Source organism: Streptomyces sp. MGP-BFMKR1, from assembly GCF_057766585.1.
In genome coordinates this window covers 6,063,615-6,079,067 of record NZ_CM173408.1, presented here as the reverse complement: position 1 = coordinate 6,079,067, position 15,453 = coordinate 6,063,615, and the positions used below count along the sequence as shown (strand labels likewise).

At 70.9% G+C, this 15,453-nt stretch carries 17 protein-coding genes; all 17 read right to left on the bottom strand.

Annotated elements, in window-relative coordinates:
* Positions 1 to 6: 6 nt before the first annotated feature.
* The 17 genes from AC3CHW_RS24270 to AC3CHW_RS24190 all read right to left on the bottom strand — a co-directional run bounded on the left by AC3CHW_RS24270 (position 7) and on the right by AC3CHW_RS24190 (position 15,449).
* On the bottom strand, positions 7 to 489 hold the full coding sequence (locus AC3CHW_RS24270; RefSeq protein ID WP_488467892.1) for a hypothetical protein: 483 nt from the start codon (positions 487 to 489) through the stop codon (positions 7 to 9).
* Complete coding sequence (locus AC3CHW_RS24265) at positions 489 to 1,685, bottom strand: hypothetical protein (protein WP_488467891.1); 1,197 nt, start codon at positions 1,683 to 1,685, stop codon at positions 489 to 491. The genes AC3CHW_RS24270 and AC3CHW_RS24265 overlap by 1 nt, the downstream gene beginning before the upstream one ends.
* Positions 1,682 to 2,773 (bottom strand): hypothetical protein, encoded by a 1,092-nt coding sequence (locus tag AC3CHW_RS24260; RefSeq protein WP_488467890.1) that lies wholly within the window; start codon positions 2,771 to 2,773, stop codon positions 1,682 to 1,684. The genes AC3CHW_RS24265 and AC3CHW_RS24260 overlap by 4 nt, the downstream gene beginning before the upstream one ends.
* 14 nt (positions 2,774 to 2,787) lie before the next feature.
* The gene (locus AC3CHW_RS24255) at positions 2,788 to 3,639 is read right to left on the bottom strand and encodes a phage distal tail protein (RefSeq protein ID WP_488467889.1); all 852 of its coding nucleotides are present in this window, start codon (positions 3,637 to 3,639) and stop codon (positions 2,788 to 2,790) included.
* A 2-nt stretch (positions 3,640 to 3,641) separates the two neighbouring features.
* Complete coding sequence (locus tag AC3CHW_RS24250) at positions 3,642 to 6,770, bottom strand: phage tail family protein (protein ID WP_488467888.1); 3,129 nt, start codon at positions 6,768 to 6,770, stop codon at positions 3,642 to 3,644.
* Positions 6,771 to 6,918: 148 nt separating this feature from the next.
* On the bottom strand, positions 6,919 to 7,500 hold the full coding sequence (locus AC3CHW_RS24245) for a hypothetical protein (protein ID WP_488467887.1): 582 nt from the start codon (positions 7,498 to 7,500) through the stop codon (positions 6,919 to 6,921).
* Between the two features lie 99 nt (positions 7,501 to 7,599).
* Entirely contained in the window at positions 7,600 to 8,163 is a 564-nt protein-coding gene (locus AC3CHW_RS24240; RefSeq protein ID WP_488467886.1) for a phage tail protein, read from the bottom strand.
* A 38-nt stretch (positions 8,164 to 8,201) separates the two neighbouring features.
* Complete coding sequence (locus tag AC3CHW_RS24235; protein ID WP_488467885.1) at positions 8,202 to 8,660, bottom strand: hypothetical protein; 459 nt, start codon at positions 8,658 to 8,660, stop codon at positions 8,202 to 8,204.
* Positions 8,660 to 9,100, bottom strand: a complete 441-nt coding sequence (locus AC3CHW_RS24230; RefSeq protein ID WP_488467884.1) for an HK97 gp10 family phage protein — start codon at positions 9,098 to 9,100, stop codon at positions 8,660 to 8,662. The genes AC3CHW_RS24235 and AC3CHW_RS24230 overlap by 1 nt, the downstream gene beginning before the upstream one ends.
* Complete coding sequence (locus AC3CHW_RS24225; RefSeq protein ID WP_488467883.1) at positions 9,100 to 9,759, bottom strand: hypothetical protein; 660 nt, start codon at positions 9,757 to 9,759, stop codon at positions 9,100 to 9,102. Before AC3CHW_RS24225 ends, AC3CHW_RS24230 begins: the two co-directional genes overlap by 1 nt.
* Positions 9,760 to 9,773: 14 nt before the next feature.
* Entirely contained in the window at positions 9,774 to 10,067 is a 294-nt protein-coding gene (locus tag AC3CHW_RS24220; RefSeq protein ID WP_488467882.1) for a hypothetical protein, read from the bottom strand.
* 63 nt (positions 10,068 to 10,130) lie between these two features.
* Positions 10,131 to 11,351, bottom strand: coding sequence for a phage major capsid protein (locus AC3CHW_RS24215; protein WP_488467881.1), 1,221 nt, complete (start codon positions 11,349 to 11,351; stop codon positions 10,131 to 10,133).
* Positions 11,352 to 11,576: 225 nt separating this feature from the next.
* Positions 11,577 to 12,230: an HK97 family phage prohead protease gene (locus tag AC3CHW_RS24210; RefSeq protein ID WP_488467880.1), complete on the bottom strand. Its 654-nt coding sequence runs from the start codon at positions 12,228 to 12,230 to the stop codon at positions 11,577 to 11,579.
* Positions 12,223 to 12,573, bottom strand: coding sequence for a hypothetical protein (locus AC3CHW_RS24205; protein ID WP_488467879.1), 351 nt, complete (start codon positions 12,571 to 12,573; stop codon positions 12,223 to 12,225). The genes AC3CHW_RS24210 and AC3CHW_RS24205 overlap by 8 nt, the downstream gene beginning before the upstream one ends.
* On the bottom strand, positions 12,551 to 12,868 hold the full coding sequence (locus AC3CHW_RS24200) for a WDGH domain-containing protein (RefSeq protein WP_488467878.1): 318 nt from the start codon (positions 12,866 to 12,868) through the stop codon (positions 12,551 to 12,553). Before AC3CHW_RS24200 ends, AC3CHW_RS24205 begins: the two co-directional genes overlap by 23 nt.
* Positions 12,868 to 13,146 carry a hypothetical protein gene (locus AC3CHW_RS24195; protein WP_488467877.1) on the bottom strand — a complete coding sequence of 93 codons (279 nt, stop codon included), beginning with the start codon at positions 13,144 to 13,146 and terminating at the stop codon, positions 12,868 to 12,870. The genes AC3CHW_RS24200 and AC3CHW_RS24195 overlap by 1 nt, the downstream gene beginning before the upstream one ends.
* Positions 13,146 to 15,449 carry a phage portal protein gene (locus AC3CHW_RS24190; RefSeq protein ID WP_488467876.1) on the bottom strand — a complete coding sequence of 768 codons (2,304 nt, stop codon included), beginning with the start codon at positions 15,447 to 15,449 and terminating at the stop codon, positions 13,146 to 13,148. The genes AC3CHW_RS24195 and AC3CHW_RS24190 overlap by 1 nt, the downstream gene beginning before the upstream one ends.
* Between the last annotated feature and the right edge of the window lie 4 nt (positions 15,450 to 15,453).

Genomic DNA, 15,453 nt, shown 5'->3' with positions numbered 1-15,453 from the left:
GTCCTTTCAGGTGATGCGGGCGTAGCGGATGCTGCTGCCGATGCAGCCGCCGGTGCCGTACCGGCCGCCGGTCGTCGCGCCCGAGGTGCGGCGGGTCTGGAGGAGCAGCAGTAGCGACTGCGCGGTCCGGTACGGGGTCATGTCGATGGCCACCGTCGGCATGACGATCACGTTGGTGGCGGGCACGGTGCCCGACCCGACCACCACGCCCGCTGCGAGCAACTGCCAGTCGCCGGAGGTGTTGATGCCGCCCGTGTTGTCGCCGAGGAAGGACAGTCCGATCGACAGCAGCGAGCCGCGCGGCGCGATTGTGGTCTCCCAGACGTTGATGAAGGTCGTCCGGTCGTCAAAGGCCATGGTCCGGCCGCTCGTCGGGAAGAACGGCACCTCGTCCCGCACGGCGGGCGCCCGGCGTTCGAGCACCGCCACCCGGTCGGCGAGCTGGGCCACCTGCTGGAGGAGATCCGGGGTGCGCGCGTACTGGGCCATCACGTCGCCACGCAGGTCAGGGTCACGCGCTCCGGGCCGGCCGACGCGGTGACTTCCATGCCGACGATCCGCAGCTCGGCCTGCCTGCCGGCGGGGGTGCGGGGATCGGGGTCGATGATGAACAGCGCCACGTCGCCGACCGAGTACGACCCGAAGGCGGGGTCGCCGTCGGCCAGGACGGTGAAACGTGCCTGTACGTCGGCCTGCGACTGGGCGGCCAGCGCGGCGCGCGCGTTGGCGTCCAGCCGCGACTGCTCAATCACACCCTCGTACGTCTGCACGCTCTCCAGCAGCGGCCACCCGGCTGAGATCATGTCCGTCGCGGTGGCCGTGCTCCGCAGCCGCGCCTCGCCGGAGCCCTCGCCCAGGGCAGACACCTCGGTCGCCCGGTCGATGCCGGCCTCCGGCCAGTCGTACGACAGGATGCTGCTCGCCGCGCCGCCCTTGACGAAGACGAGCCCGCTCTCGGCCGACGACGCGCGGCCCCGGCGCGGGTACCAGACCCGCGCGCGCCGGTAGCGACGCGGCGGGTCGTTCGCGCCGGCCTCGGTCCAGCCAGTTTCAATGCCGAAGTCGAAGCCGTCGTCGGCCGCTGCGAGTTCGCTGATCAGCTTGTAGATGGTCGGCCGCTCGTACCCGTAGTACGTGACCGATCGGTTGATGCCGGTGCCCGGCCCGAGGTACTCGATGGTCACGCCAATGTCCCCACCGGCCTGGGCGTGCGCGTACCGCAGCAGCGACCACACGATCGGCCGCTGATCGTCATAAAGCCTCTGCCCGTCCGGCACGTAGTCGGTGTCCAGGATGGCGCTCGTGTCCGTGGACAGGGTCGTCTTGACGTGGCGCTTCGTGTAGTACGACATGAACTCGCTGGCCTGGATGGCCTTGCCGCCGTCCACGCTCTCGCGCGTCCACACGATCCCGGCCCACACGATCTGCCCATCCCTGTCCACGTACAGAGCGGTGCGGCCGGGGACCGTCGCGGCCTCGGGGTCGAGCGGCAGCGTGTCGTCGTTGTACGGCACGACCCCGCGCAGCGTGCCGATCCCGTTCAACTCGGTGCTGTACTGCACCCCTTGCAGCGGCAGTTCAGCCAGCAGGGTGTCCGTGCGCAGGTCGGTGAACAGGTAGGTGTAGGTGTGCGCCGGGTAGTCCCCGCGTCCGTACCCCCCGGCCGGCGCCAGCATGTCGGTCATGCGATCGGCTCCACAGTCAGGACCCCACCCGAGAACGCACTGGTGGCGGGCGAGCCGCTGCTGATGCGCCACTGCGGGGTGATCGTCAGGCTCGCGCCCGGCGTCATGCCCTCCAGCATGCGCACGCGGGTGGCCGCGACCTTCACGCCGCCGGTGGTGACCACCGAATTGAAGATGCTCGCGGTGACGCTGCTGGCGCCGGTCGCGCGCCATCCGAGGGACGCCGTGCTGCTGCCGCTCGCCGAGTTGTGGACCTCCCCGCCGATGCTGATCTTCACCTGGCCGCTGGCCGGCACGGTCACGGTGACCGCCGGCCAAGACCCGGAGAGGAAGTCCACGTAGGTGCCGGACTGGTCCAGCGGCGGCGGCGCCGACTGCGTGGTCTGCGCGGCCGACACGCCCTCACGCACCTGCCGCAGCGCGCCGTCCATCTTCCCGACGTGGAGACGGTCCGTGTCGGTCATGTAGATCACTTGGCCCGGGTGCGGGCGGTTCGGCGCGATGTTCGAGGGCACCGGGAGGATGCCGCCTGCCGCCACCGAGAAGTTGCGCGCGTCGAAGATCTGACCGTTCGTGATGCTGGTCTGACCTGGGGAGATCAGCACACTGGCCAGCAAGATCCCGTTCGTCGGCAGGGTCCCCATCACCACCGCACCAGCGCTCGCGGCGTACGGCCCCTGCACGACCTCAAGCCGCCACTCGCTCGACGCGCCCCCCGTCTCCGCGTCGTACAGCGCGGCCACGAAGGCATCGCGCCTGTACTGTCCAGCCGCGCCGGCCGGCGCCACGGTCAGGGTCCGGTCGGCGTCGTTGACCAGCGCGTAAGCGCCAAAGCCACCGACGTCGTGGTTGTCGATCCACCCGGTTCCGGCGCTCACGATGACGGACATAGACGGCGTTGAGGTGGCGCGCACCTTCAACTGGTAGTTCTGATAGCTGGGCTTGACCCCCTGCCTGATACGGAGCGGGGTGCTCTCATCGACGGCGAAGCCCGGGTAGCACAGGAACCCGGAGATGAGGCCGAGCCGGTCGTTGCGGGCCGGGTAGCTGCCGGCCTGCATCCACGCCGGGGGGTTGATCTCTGCCACGGGGTGGCTCCTCTCTACAGGCTGGCGTCGCGCCAGGTCACGGTCAGGAAGGACGGCTGGCCGGGGGCGCTCGGTAGCTCCGAGCCTCGGTAGGCGATCTCGTTCGAGCCGGGCTGGAGGATCGGCCACTTGCTGCCGGCCCGCACCCACTGCCGGCGCGGCGCCGACCCCTGGAGCAGCACCGCGCGGGTGCGCGTGTCGATCACCAGGTACTCGCCCGGCTGGAGCGTGGCGTCGATGAGCAGCGTCACGCCGGTGTTGACCTGCTCCACCTGGGGATTGATCACCGGCCCGTCGATGCGCAGCACTGGGTACGACGGCGCCGCGCCGGCGTTGACCGCCTGGATGCGCCCGCTCGTGCCGGCCGACCCGTACGTGCGGGGGAAGAGCAGCGGGTACGTCCGGCCGGCCGCCGGCGCGTACGCCTGCGTCGTCGCCGACCGCTCCTCCAGGCTGTAGAGATAAGGGTCGGCGCAGTACAGCTCGATCGCTGCCGTGCCGGAGCGCCACAGGTACTCGGCGTCGTACGGCATCGCCCGCTTGCGCACCTTGGCGTAGACGAGCATGTCCCAGTCCAAGAGTTGCAGCGGCGCCGGCGCCACCTGCGGCTGCGTCGCCGCGCGCAGAGCCAGGGTCAGCGCGCGCAGCTCGTCGGGGCTGTCGGCCACCATCGTCAACCCGAGCTGCACCACCCGCGCGCCCACGTAGTCCGGGCCCGTGTACGTGCCGTGCGAGCCCTCGCGGTCCATGTCGTCCTGCCGGACCTCGGGCATGTCGTCTATGCCCTCGACCGTCGACACGTGGTACGCCGACCCCGGGCCGAAGACGAGGCCGCCCCACTGGATGCGGCCGATGCGCTGCCCCATGCTCACCGCCCTCCCACGAGCCCGCGCCACGACAGCGCGCGCAAGATCCCGTCGGGCGACGCGTCCGTGCCCTGCAAGTAGAAGTTGTTGGTCGTGCTCGTCGCGCCGGCCCCCGCGTACGCCGCCGTCAGCGCCCCCGGCTGCGGCACGGACGACATCGCCCGGCCCGCCACATCAGCCGCCCTGCTCGCAGCCGTCGCCAGTGCGGCAGACGCCGAAGCCACAGCCGCCCGCGACCGCGCCGCGCCGAGCGCGATGCCATCACCGAAGCGCTCCCCGATCCCGACGCCCACACGAGACGGAGACCGGATGCCCAAGCTCTTGCGGATCGTCTTCGCCATGCTCTCGGCGATGCGGCGCATCTGGGCCTCGATGTCGCCCTGCTTCTTCTTCAGCCCGTCCACCAGGCCCTGAGCCGCGCGCACGCCGCTGTCGTACAAGGCGCCGGCCGTGGTGTTGCCGGCCTTGCCGGCCGCCGCCGCGAGTTGGGCCTGAAGGTCGTTGATCTTCTTCAGCTCGGCCGGCGTGGCGCGGGCCAGCGCTTCGGCTGTGGCCGCGCCGTCGAGGCCCTTGCTACCGATGTCGTCCAGCAGGTCCGACCGCAGCCCGCGCTTCCGCAGGTTGGCCAGGTTCGCGGTGAGGCCCTGGGCCTTCTTCGCCGCGATCTGGAGCCCCACCGTGATCGCCGAGACGCTGTTGACTACGCCGCCGCCGGCGGTGATGTCGGCGCCCTGGAGGATGCCGTCGCGGACGCTGGCGGCCTTGTCCGACCGCTCCTTGAGCCGGTCCTTCAACCGGTCCTGCGCGCTCTTGAGCTGGGCCGCGACCGCGTCCCTGGCCTTGGCCGCGCGCTTGAGGACTTCGCTCTGGATGGCGACCTGCCGCAGCACTTGCCCACCCGCGCGCTGCACCCCGCGCGCCGTGGCGATCTCCCCGCGCAGTGCGGCCTGCTGCCGCTTCGAGGCGCCGCGCATCTTCTTGCTGGCGGCGTCGATCACCCGGTCCATGTTGGTGATGTACGCCTTGCGGATCAGACCCTGCACCTTGGTGGCTGCGGACTTGATCTGCGCCGCCGACCCGGTCAGGGCCGGCACAAGGCCCGACCTGACGTAGCCGGCCAGGTCGCCCGTCACGTCGCGCAGTGTCCTGCGCAGCGCGGGCGTCGTCGCGGTGATGCCCCGGATGAACCCCTGGATGATGAGGCGGCCGGCGGGCGTCAACAGCCGCCGGTCCTTGGCCGGCGGGCCCTTGACGTTGGGGATCATGTCGGTGATCGACCCGAGCACGTCCTTGACGCTGGGGATCTTGGACTTGATCCCGGAGATGAACCCGGTGATCAGCGACACGCCCGCGTTCCACAGGGCCGAACCGATCCCCGCCAGCGCCGACGCCGCCTGCCCCGGCAGACCACGCACGAACCCGATCGCTTCCGCGCCCTTCGAGCGCAGCGCCGACACCATTCGGGCGCCGGCCGCCGTCGCTGTCGAGGAGAGCTGGCTACCCAGGCCGCTGAGCGCCGACACGGCCTGCCCCGGCAGGCCGCGCAGCCAGGACACCAGGCCGTTCAAGGCGCTCACGGCCGCGTTCTTCGCGCTGTTGAACCACCCGGTGAACAGACCCGGGAGCGACCCGAACCATGCGATGGTCGACTTGATCGCGCCCACCGTCGCCGAGGTCGCCGACTTGATCGCACCCCACGACGCGCTCCAGGCCCGTTGCAGCCAGTTGGTCTTGGTCGCGATCAGCACGACAGCGGCCACCAGTGCGGCGATCGCCACGATCACGATGCCGATCGGGTTGGCGGTGAGCGCCGCGTTCCACGCCCACTGGGCCGCCGTCACGATCGCGGTGGCCGCCGCCTGCGCCCGCTGCTGCACCCACAGCGCCGCGAGCTGCACCTGCAACAGCGCGAGCTGCGCCCTGGACGCGCCGTTCGCCGTAGAGAAGAGCCACTGCCCGGCCGTCGCCAGCGCGAGGGCCGCCGCGTACCCGCGCGTGGCCACGGCCACCACCGTGAGCACCGTCGCCAGGGCGGTCAGGACCGGCGTCGGCACGGCGGCGACGAGCTGGGCGAAAATGTTGATCAGCACGGTGGTCGTCCCCACCAGGGGACCCAGAGCGACCACCAAGTTGAGGATCGCCCGTCCCAAGTTGCCGAGCGTCTCGTTGCCCTGGCCGGCCAGTTCGTTGAACCGTGCGAAGCCCTCGCTGCCCTCCAGCCCTTGGCCGAACGCGGCGAACCGCTCCGTCAACCCCACGAGGCTGCCGGACGTCCGCTCCGCCGCAGGGAAGAACGCGCTGAAGATCCCGCCGAGGCCGCTCCCCACGTTGCGGGCCGCAGTGAGGAAGGCAGGCAGCGAAACCTTCGCCACTTCGTTGATCCGGACGATCGCCCGGGCGAAACCGCCGTGGTCCACGCCGGCTTGGAGCTTGTCGATGAAGGAGCCGAAAGCCGCCGACGCGGTCTTCACCAGCGGTGTAAGGCCCGGCAGCAGGCTGCGCATGAGGTTGAGGGCCTTGGTGAAGACCGGCATGGTGGTACCCGAGAGGGAGTCCGACCAGCTCTTGTACGAGGTCTTCAGCTTGGCCATGGCCAGCGCGCTGTCGGCCGTGGCCTTCGGTAGGCCGGCCGTCTGCCGGTCGTATGCCTTCTGCGCATCGAGCGCGGCCAGCCGGGCGGCGGTCGCGGCCTTCTCGGCCTTGCCCGCCAGGTCGCTGCCCTTGGCCTCCAGCTCCTTGGCCAACGCGGCCTTCCGCGCGGCGGTCTCTTGGGCCTTGGCCAACTTGTCGGCGGCGTCGGCACTCTCGCCCATCGCCTTGACCTGCGGGCCCACCGCCAGGCCGAAGGCGCCGGCGGCCACCCCGGCGGTCCCCAGGGCAGTGACCAAGCCACCCAGGGAAGCGACGAGCCCGGCCGCCAGCGGCACCGTCTGGAGACCAGCGAACGCCTTGAGCACACCGTTCGCCGCGCGGGTTGCTGCTGCGGGGATACGCCGCATCTCCCCGTCAGCGGTCTGCGTCAGGTTGCGCAGGCCGTTGCGGATCGCGGTCCGCGCCGCCGCGAGACCGGCCACCAACCCGGCAAGGTTCAGGTTGATGTGCCCGGTGAGGTCGGGGTCTCCGGCGGCCACGGGCCCCTCCTCTCAGGTCAGGTGCGGCGCATCGACGCGAAGCCCAGCAGGGACGCGCCGTCGGCGGGAGTAGCAGTGGTGGTGTGCTGCTCGCCTGTCCCAGCCGCAAGGCGGTGCTGGTCAGCGAGCGTCATGAGCTGCGCGAGCGTCAGGTCCCAGAAGGCCCGGTCGGTGCGGCCGAGGACGACGGTGCCGAGGTAGAAGAGTTCGGCCCATGGAAGGTGCTCGGGAGCTGCACGTCCGTCACCGGGGCCGCGGCGTCCGCCATCTGCCCCGCCTGCGTAGGGAAAGCTTCCTCGAACGCGGCGGTCAACGCGGCCACCAGGTCATCGAGGGCGGAGAAGTCCAGCAGGTGGCCCAGCTCCACGCGATCGGACTGGCGGACGAACCGCACGCTCGTCACCTGACGGACGTCACGGCTGATCTTCCGGCCGTCGGGCATCTCTTCGCGCTCGGTGGTCACGCGCTCGGTGATGTGCGGCACGAACCCTGAGCCGCTGAGGCCGGCGCCGATCATCTCCAGCAGTGGGCCGATCGCGGGGCCGGTCGGGGTGCCGTCCTCGGCCGAGCCGCCGATGGCCTGGAAGGACTGCATCAGGCCGTCGATGCTGCCGTGTCGCTGCTCGAGCAGGGCCATGGCGCCGAGGCTGTAGCGGAGTCGTGCGGTGCTGCCGTCGGCGAAGACGATCTCGCGGCCGAGGCTGGTGAGTGGTGCGGCGGTACTGCTCACGGGGGCTCCCCTGGGTGGGCGGCCGGGCTTCGGCCGGTGGGTGCGCGGTCGGGGGCCGGCCGGCGGCGGGGTAGGTGAAGGGTCCGCCGCCGACCGGGGCTATGCGATGGCGGTGGCGGTCTCGTTGATGACGACGGAGAGCCACTTGCCAGTGGAGAGGAGGGGCACGGCACGCGCCTCGGTCTCGATGATCTTGTAGTCCTCCTCGGCGAGGCCCAGCCCGGGGAAGGAGGACAGCACGCACTTGTGCAGCACGAAGTGCACGTCACCGCCGATGAGATCGCCACCCGATACGGGGGTGACCCCCTCCAACTTGAACGGCTTCGGCCGGCCGGTGTTCGTCATCTCCCAGGTGCTGGTCTGGGCGGGCGTGGTGCCGGCGTCGGTGACCGTGCTGTCGATCCACGCGGCCAGCACGTCCAGGCTGAGCTTGCCGTGGTTGATCGCCACGCTGATGTTGCTGATGGTCGAGTCGGAGTCGAGCAGGGTGTTGTCGCCCCTCAGCTCCTTCACCTCGACGTCGCCGCTGATCTCCACGCTCTTGATGGCGGGCACGTCGATGAGGGCGCCGTACGTGGGGCTGCCGCCGGCGGGGTCGCTGGTGAGCGGCGCGATCTTCGCGTCCTGCACGGCGTAGAGCTTGGTCACTCGGCTGATCGGCATGGGCTTGTCCTTCCTGGGTGCCGGGTTCCGGCAGGCGGCTATGTGGGCTTGGGCAGCACTTCGGCGACGAGTAGGGAGCGACGGACCTGGACCGTGATGCTGTGCCGCACCCGGTTGTCGGCGATGGGGAAGCGGTCGAGATCCTGCACGGACACGGCGTGCACCGGCGCCGGGTGCGCGGTGAGTTGGCAGCCGTGCAGCGCGTGCGCCAGCGCCTCGGCCAGGCCGTACCGCTCGACGCTCTTCGCCGTGCCGGCCGTCGCCCGTGTCCGGGCTCGCTGGATCAGGTCCACCGTGACGACCTCGATGATCGGGACCTCAGCGGCCGGGTCGCCGAAGTCGCCGCGCGCAGCCGCGTCGATGCCGGTCGAGACAGCCTCGGTGACGACGATGTACGGCTCCGACTGGCCAGGCTTGGGCCCGTCGCGGAAGACCGGCACCCCGGAGCCGAGCCCTTCGAGGTACGCCTTGATGGCGCCCGAGGTCGAGGCGGCCATCAGCGGACCCTCCGTCCGGCGCGCTCCAGCTCCTCGCGGAGCCAGGTCTCGGCCATCGCGATCGCCGGCCGCAGGTACGGGTGGGGGGCCGTCCCGGGGTGGTCGACGTACGCCACCGGGTGGCGGGCCCCGGGCCAGTAGAGCGCCTGCCGGGTGCGGGGGTAGATGCGGTGCGGGCGCGTGCCGTACTCGACGTGTTCGGCGTACGCCACGTTCGTGCCGACGGTCACCGTGTACGTGCGCCCGCGGTCCTCGGCGCGATGCACGATCGATGATCGGAGCCGGCCGGTGTCCACCGGCGCGAGCCTGCGCGCCTCGTTCTGCACGCGGATGCCGGTACGGTCCGCAGCGCGCTTCGACTCGCGGGACAGGCCGCCGATGAACCGCCGGATGCCGCGCTCGAAGGACCGCGCGTCAAGGGAGAAGGAAGCCTCGGCCATCACACACCGCCGATCAGGCTGACGCCGTGGTTGAGGTACCCGACGAGGAGGGCGTCTACCTGCGTCGATCCCGTGGACGACGACGCGGCGACGGGCGACGACGGGGTGTCGGGCGTGATCCTCACGTTGTTGCCCTCGTCGTCCACGTCCAGCCCGCCGTCAGGCGCGTCCGGGTCGGTCGGGCTCGCGGCGTCCTGGAGGTGAGCGGCGAGGAGGGCCGTGGCCTGGGCGACCAGCGGCGGCGTCTCGGCGTATCCGAAGGTTCCGGAGACGGACACCTGCTCGGTGCGCCACCGGCCGAGCAGGCCGCGCCAGCCGCCGGCCCACGACTCGGCCCCGACGATCAGGTCGTCGTAACCGCCCCACGCCAGACGGATGGCGTCGACCTGTCCGAGCACGTCAGACGAGGTGACACGCCACGCCGACGGCGGGAGCGACGGGGCGTCGGACGGGCCGCCGACGGGCGTCACGGCGGTGACTTGGCGGACGCGGCGCGGGAGGATGACCAGGCCGTCCGGCGCCACGTCCGCCACCACCACCATCACCGTGGGCTCGAAGGTCTGCTGGGTGTAGCTGGTGATCCGCTCCTGCGCAGCGGTGATCCACGCGGTGACCTCGGCATCGGTGCCAGTGGTCCCCGCGTCTTTCGCCTGCTGCACGGAGCAGTACATCGTCAGTCCTCGGCGCCCGGCTCGGCCGCGCCCTCGGCCGCGTCGAGTTCGCGGCGCACGCCCTCGGTGACAACCGCTCCCTTGGTGACGATCTGCCGGGCGTAGCCACCCGGATGCTCGTGGACGACGGGGCCGACGGGGGCGCCGGTGCCGGACGGGTCGAGCGCGCGGAAGGCATCGCTCGGCGCGGTCTGGCCGACCTGCCAGCCGGTGCCGGCGGCGTACTCCTGGGTGCGGACGGTCGCGGCCGGCGGGGTGGGCTGCTGGTCGGCGGGTTCGGGCTTGCGTGTGGCCATGGGGCTGCTCCTCACGGAAGGGGGGTGTGCGGGGCGCGGCAGGGGGTGGGCGCCCCGCACAGGTCAGGTCGCGGCGGCGAAGGTGATCCGCACGAAGCACTGCGGGGTGTGGACCGCCAGGTTGGCCCTGCGTTCGGCCAAGATCACCAGCGTGTTCTTGACGAAGAAGTCGGCGTGCGAGTCGGTCATCAGGATGGTGATCCCCTGCCGCTCCCACAGCGTGGCGCCCATGCGGAACCCCCCGAGGAGCGCCGTGCCCGCGCTCATCGCCACGGTGGTCACGACAGTCAGGCCCCACAGGCGCGTTGCGGCGCCCGCGTCCAGCACGGAAGTGATCACGCGGAACTGGCCGTTCGCGTCCTCATCGAGCTGGATGTCCTGCCAGTCGATGGGGTTCATCACCACTGCGTCCGGCGGGTACATCGCCAACTCGGCCTGGGTGCGGGCCTTCCGCACCGTGATGAGCTTGACGTCCGTCGAGCCGACGCCCGGCTGGTACACCCCGATGCCCGGCGTGGTCAGCACGCCCTGAACCTCGGTGGTGCCGTTGCCAACGAGGGTCTCGCGGTCGAGCTTGTAGTCGAGGCCGTAGCTGAGGCGCCCGTTGATGTAGCCCGTGATCTGACCGTTGTCGTCGGCAGCCTGCCGGGTGATCGGCACCCAGTGGGCGATGGTCTTCAGCGTGGTGGTGATCGTGTCGAAGCTGAACGGTCCGGTCTGCGGCTTCGTGTCACCCTCGGGCACCACGGCTGCCTTGTTCCACGTGGACTGCGGGCCGGAGGTGTCGCGCAGGTACTCCAGCGTGCTGCCGTCCGAGGTCTGCCGGTCGAACAGGTTCGCCACCAGCAGGGGCAGGTCCGGGTTGTTCGGGATGATCCCCGGGACCCGGGTGTTCTGCTGGGGGACTGTGCCGGTGGTGACGGCCCCGGCGACCGGGGCTCGGAACTCGACGGCGCCCGACTCGCCCCGGCAGCCGCGCTCGCGGAACGCGGTCAGGGCGCTGCTGCGCACGAAGGCTTCGGCGGCGGAGACCGGGTGGGGCACACCCTGGGCGTCCGGCTGCATTCCGGGCTGGTGGCGAGTGTCGGGCGCCGGGTCGCCGGCGGGGAGGCTGGCGGCGCGCAGGGCCCGCAGCTTCGAGTCCCGCTGGGTGGCCTGCTCGATCTTCGCGGCCAGGTCGTCGGCGCGCTGCATCAGCTCGCCGAGGTCGCCTTCATACGACTCGTCTTGGAGCAGGCGCACGATCTCGTCGCGCTGCTCGGTGAGGGACGGTGCCTGGGGCATCGGTGCCTCCTCGGTCCGTGGGACGGCGCGCAGCCGCCCAGATGACTGGGGGTCTGCGGTCCGTCTTTCACGGCCGGTGGATCGCGCCCGGCATGCTCGCGGCTTTCACGTCCGGTGCGAGCGGCCCGGATGATCGGAGGGTAGATCAGACGATCGGTGCGATACCAGGGGGTACCACCTGGTGGGGACGGCCGACGGGCGTCTACCTGCGTCGTCGGCCGCCCGTCAGACGCCCGTCGTCAGCCGCAGCAGCGCCGCACGCCGCTGCCGGCGCCGCATCTCCTGCTCGTACAGAATGGCCGTGTCCCGCCTGTGCTCCCGGTCGTACTCCGCCAGCCGCTCAACCAAGGTCGGCTCGCCCACCTCGCGGTACATGTCCGACAGCGCCGAGCGCACCTTCTTCAGCTTGGAGCCGGGCACTGCTGCCATGCGGGCCGTGATCTGGCTGACCTCGATCAGCCTCGCTGAGGTGATGTTCTCCATTACCTCAGCCCGGGCCTCGTCGGTCATCTTCGCCAGCTTCTCCCAGGACGGTAGGTCAGTGCGGATGAAGCCCACGGACAGCTCTGCCGCAGACCCAGAGAGGGCCATCTCTCGCTTGTCGCGGCCGGCTGTCGTGTTATCGAACTTCCCTACGATGTGCAACAAGCGGGATTGCTCATCGCCGCCAAAGACCCCGATTGGCTCGACCGGACTGTGCATCCACAGGTAGGCGTAGGGGTCCCTGTCGATACCGCGTCGGAAGACGCCCGGGTGCCAGGTGGTGCCGTAGCTGTCCTTGACGCCGTACCGGCAGGCCACGCCCTCGAACGTGCCATCTTCGTCGGCGCCGACGCGGAACTTACGCTCCTCGAAGACGCGGAACTCGACCTCAACCATGGCTCTCTCCTGCCTGCTTAGCGGCGTGCTCGGCGTACACCTCGGCCACGCCCCGCATCACCTCGACATGCGACGGACTCAACCTGGGCGCGTACCGGTACACCGCCCGGCCCCGCTTGTCGGGCCCGTCGTACTCGTAGACCACCCGGCCGCCACCGAATGTCATGTGCGCCGGCAACCCGCCGTCGGCGTCCGGCCGCACGACGATGTCGGCTTTGCCGTCGAACGGGCCGCGCCTCACCTCGACCGGCGGCACACCCGGCGGGCAGTACGCCCCCTGGTACTGCCGGTGGCCGGCCGGCTGGAGGACCACCGGAACCTCACCGCGCAGCAACGTCGCCATGGGTCTTCCCCTCTCGTGCGAGCGCGCGGGTGTGCGCGTCCAGCCGGGCGTACTTCTGGGCGGTGGTGTGGCCGTCCCAGCGCGTGCCCGCGTCCCGGGGCACATGCTCGAACAGCAGCACGTCATCGGGCGACACGTGCCAAGAGAGCTGCCCCTGGGGTGTGGTGATGAAGACGACCGGCCACTCCGGTTCCTCCGGGTCGACGCCCATCGTGGAGGGGTAGACGGCGGCGAGGTGGGCCACGAGATGGGCGCGTTCGCGATAGACGGCGTTCACGGCCTCCGGCGTATTCATCAGGCCGCCTCCGTCCGCACAGCCCACGTGCCGCCGGTCGTCCCCTCCGGCACGCGCCGCCGCCACAGCTCCGCAGCACGGCCGTTGAGCCGCACGCACAGATCCGCCGTGCCGTCCTCCCGGGCCAGCAGCACGTGAGCCATGTACTGCTGGTTCAGGACCGGCCGCTCCATGATGCTCTCCAGGTAGGCCGTGTCCTCGCCGGCCCACTCCTGGTCGTACGGCAGCACGTCCTCGGCATCCAGCCGGTACAACACCACATCGCCTACAGCAGCCATCAGTTCTCCTCGAACTCGAAGGTGAGGGCACACCTGCACTGAATGGATTGCGAGGCGGGGGCGGCCGGGTCGGCCGGCCACCGCGACTCGGTGAGCGGGAACCGCTTGTTCATCGGCACCGAACTACCCTGCGCGGCACGGTGTGTGGCCCGCGTCCGGTGGTCGTCGGTGCTGAGCCAGGTCTTACGCTTCGCGCCCGCGTCCAGAGCGGCCATGTGCGACGCCGCGCTGTACGCGCCGACGCTCTCCGTACGGGCGATCATGTCCGCGCGGTAGTCCGACAGGTTGTGGAACACGAGCTGAATCCGCCAACGCAGATCGGCGATCGAATCGCCCTGGGCCAGGCCGGCTTCCAAGATCTTGGTGCGGAGCACCTGCTCCGTCGTCCGGGTCACCTGCCCCGACAGCTCATCAAGCCTGTCCTTCAACGCGGCGACCACGGCCGGCTCGTCCAGGTCGAAGCTGCCGGTGATGCTCACGCCGCCGCGGCGCCACGCCCGCTCAACGAACGGGCGCAGGATCTCGCGGGTGCGGCGGCGCCAGTACGCGCCGTCGAAGATGTCCCGCAGCGAGATGCGAGCCTCCCACCCGTCCGGCCCGGTGGCCACGTCCAGGTCGGTCATCCGCGCCGCCGGCGTGCGGGTCGGGTCCGGCGGCGCCAGGGTCACGTCCGGCGCGAGGGCGCGCGCCTCGGCCTGCACGCTGGCCAGCCAGGTGGTGCTGCGTTGCGGCTTCTTCATCAGCCGGTCGAAGTCGCGCAGCACCCGCTCGCGCTGTTCCTTCGCCAGAGCCCGGACGGCTGCCCGGCCGACAGCCTCCAGCCGGTCGTACTCCTCGTTGATCTCCGCCAGCGACGGCGACGACGGGCCGTCGTCAGCACGCGTCAGCTCGGCCTTCGGCGCCGGCTGACGGCCGTCTACCTGCGTCGATGCCGCGCCGAGAATGCGAGTCAGCGCTGCCTCGACGGCGCGCTCGACGGCCGGGCCGACGTCCGTCGTCGGCAGCAGACGGGACCAGTCGGCGTCCCAGGACCGCGCCTCATCACCGCCGGCCGCGCCCTGCACCGGAGCGAACTGCGCGCGGTACGGGGTGAGGGTCATCCCGCCGATACCGTCCGGCAGCGGGTCCAGTCCCAGGGTGCCGCGCGCCTCGTCCACGGTGGTGATGTCGGCGTACATCGCGGCGCGCGCTCGGTTGGCCTTGGAGTCCTGCGCCTCCTGGAGCGCCTCGACGCCGCTGAGATCGAACTCCGCCTCCTCGCCGTCGCTCGGCAGGAGGATGCGGTCGATCTCCGACCCGATCAGTTCGAGCTTCGGCTTGATGGTCTGCGACCACAAGGCGGCCACCGCCGCCTGCTGGTTCTCGTACGTGCTGCCGCCGGTGAGGACGTCACGTCGCACACCGAAGGCCATGGCCACCTCGTCGGCGTTGGCCATCCGCGATTCGAGATAGTCCATCTCCTCCGCTGTCAGGCCGATCCGAGCGTACGAGACCGGCGTCCCGCCGCCGGGCGGGCTGGCCACGAGGAGATTCTTCCCAGCGTTGGCGGGGCCCTGCATGCTGCTGCGCCACGACGCCTTGGCCGCTGCGAACTGACTCTCACCCATCTCGCCCAGGTAGACGACGCCCGTCGGGGACGCTCCGTTGGCGTACGAGGAGCGTTGCCACTCGCGGGCGTAAGCATCCATGTCCACGGCGTGGCGTGCGGCCTTCCAGGGTGCGAGGCAGCCGAGCGGGTCGAACGGGTGCGGATACCTCAACCACAGCATTTCGCCCGGTAGGACCGGGACTTGGGTGCCGTCGGCGCGCCGGATCATGAAGCCAACCAGGTCGGCGGTCGTCGGCCGCTGCGCGAGGGGCTTGGACACGATGACGTCTACCTGGTCGAACACGGGGTGGGCTTCGGCCACGTCACCCATGCCGGTCTCGCCTCGGTCCAGCCAGACGAACGCCTGACCGGCCAACTCGCCCTGCTGGAGCAGGAGGCTCTTGAACACCCGGGCGCTCATCAGCGGGTTGGGTCGCTTGTTGAAGAGATGCGCGATGGGATGCCCGTCGATGACCTCGCCGTCCGGCCGGCGCACCACGAGCGGCACCGACGACCCGTTGTCAGCGATGGCCGCCACGCACCGGTACGCCACGGCCGAGTTGGCGTACCCGCGCGCTTCGGCGTCCAGGTCGAGCGTGAGCGACTGCTGCCCGCCGATCGACGCTACGGTGATCGGCCGCCGGTCCCGCAGTGTGTCCAGCCCGCCGGCACGCCGGCCCATCGCGGCGTCGAGCACGTCTCGGAATCGTCCCATTGCG

Coding starts and splice junctions, on each gene's coding strand:
- AC3CHW_RS24270 (WP_488467892.1), bottom strand. CDS start 489: ATGGCCCAGTACGCGCGCACCCCGGATCTCCTCCAGCAGGTGGCCCAG.
- AC3CHW_RS24265 (WP_488467891.1), bottom strand. CDS start 1,685: ATGACCGACATGCTGGCGCCGGCCGGGGGGTACGGACGCGGGGACTAC.
- AC3CHW_RS24255 (WP_488467889.1), bottom strand. CDS start 3,639: ATGGGGCAGCGCATCGGCCGCATCCAGTGGGGCGGCCTCGTCTTCGGC.
- AC3CHW_RS24240 (WP_488467886.1), bottom strand. CDS start 8,163: ATGCCGATCAGCCGAGTGACCAAGCTCTACGCCGTGCAGGACGCGAAG.
- AC3CHW_RS24235 (WP_488467885.1), bottom strand. CDS start 8,660: ATGGCCGCCTCGACCTCGGGCGCCATCAAGGCGTACCTCGAAGGGCTC.
- AC3CHW_RS24230 (WP_488467884.1), bottom strand. CDS start 9,100: ATGGCCGAGGCTTCCTTCTCCCTTGACGCGCGGTCCTTCGAGCGCGGC.
- AC3CHW_RS24220 (WP_488467882.1), bottom strand. CDS start 10,067: ATGGCCACACGCAAGCCCGAACCCGCCGACCAGCAGCCCACCCCGCCG.
- AC3CHW_RS24215 (WP_488467881.1), bottom strand. CDS start 11,351: ATGCCCCAGGCACCGTCCCTCACCGAGCAGCGCGACGAGATCGTGCGC.
- AC3CHW_RS24210 (WP_488467880.1), bottom strand. CDS start 12,230: ATGGTTGAGGTCGAGTTCCGCGTCTTCGAGGAGCGTAAGTTCCGCGTC.
- AC3CHW_RS24205 (WP_488467879.1), bottom strand. CDS start 12,573: ATGGCGACGTTGCTGCGCGGTGAGGTTCCGGTGGTCCTCCAGCCGGCC.
- AC3CHW_RS24200 (WP_488467878.1), bottom strand. CDS start 12,868: ATGAATACGCCGGAGGCCGTGAACGCCGTCTATCGCGAACGCGCCCAT.
- AC3CHW_RS24195 (WP_488467877.1), bottom strand. CDS start 13,146: ATGGCTGCTGTAGGCGATGTGGTGTTGTACCGGCTGGATGCCGAGGAC.
- AC3CHW_RS24190 (WP_488467876.1), bottom strand. CDS start 15,449: ATGGGACGATTCCGAGACGTGCTCGACGCCGCGATGGGCCGGCGTGCC.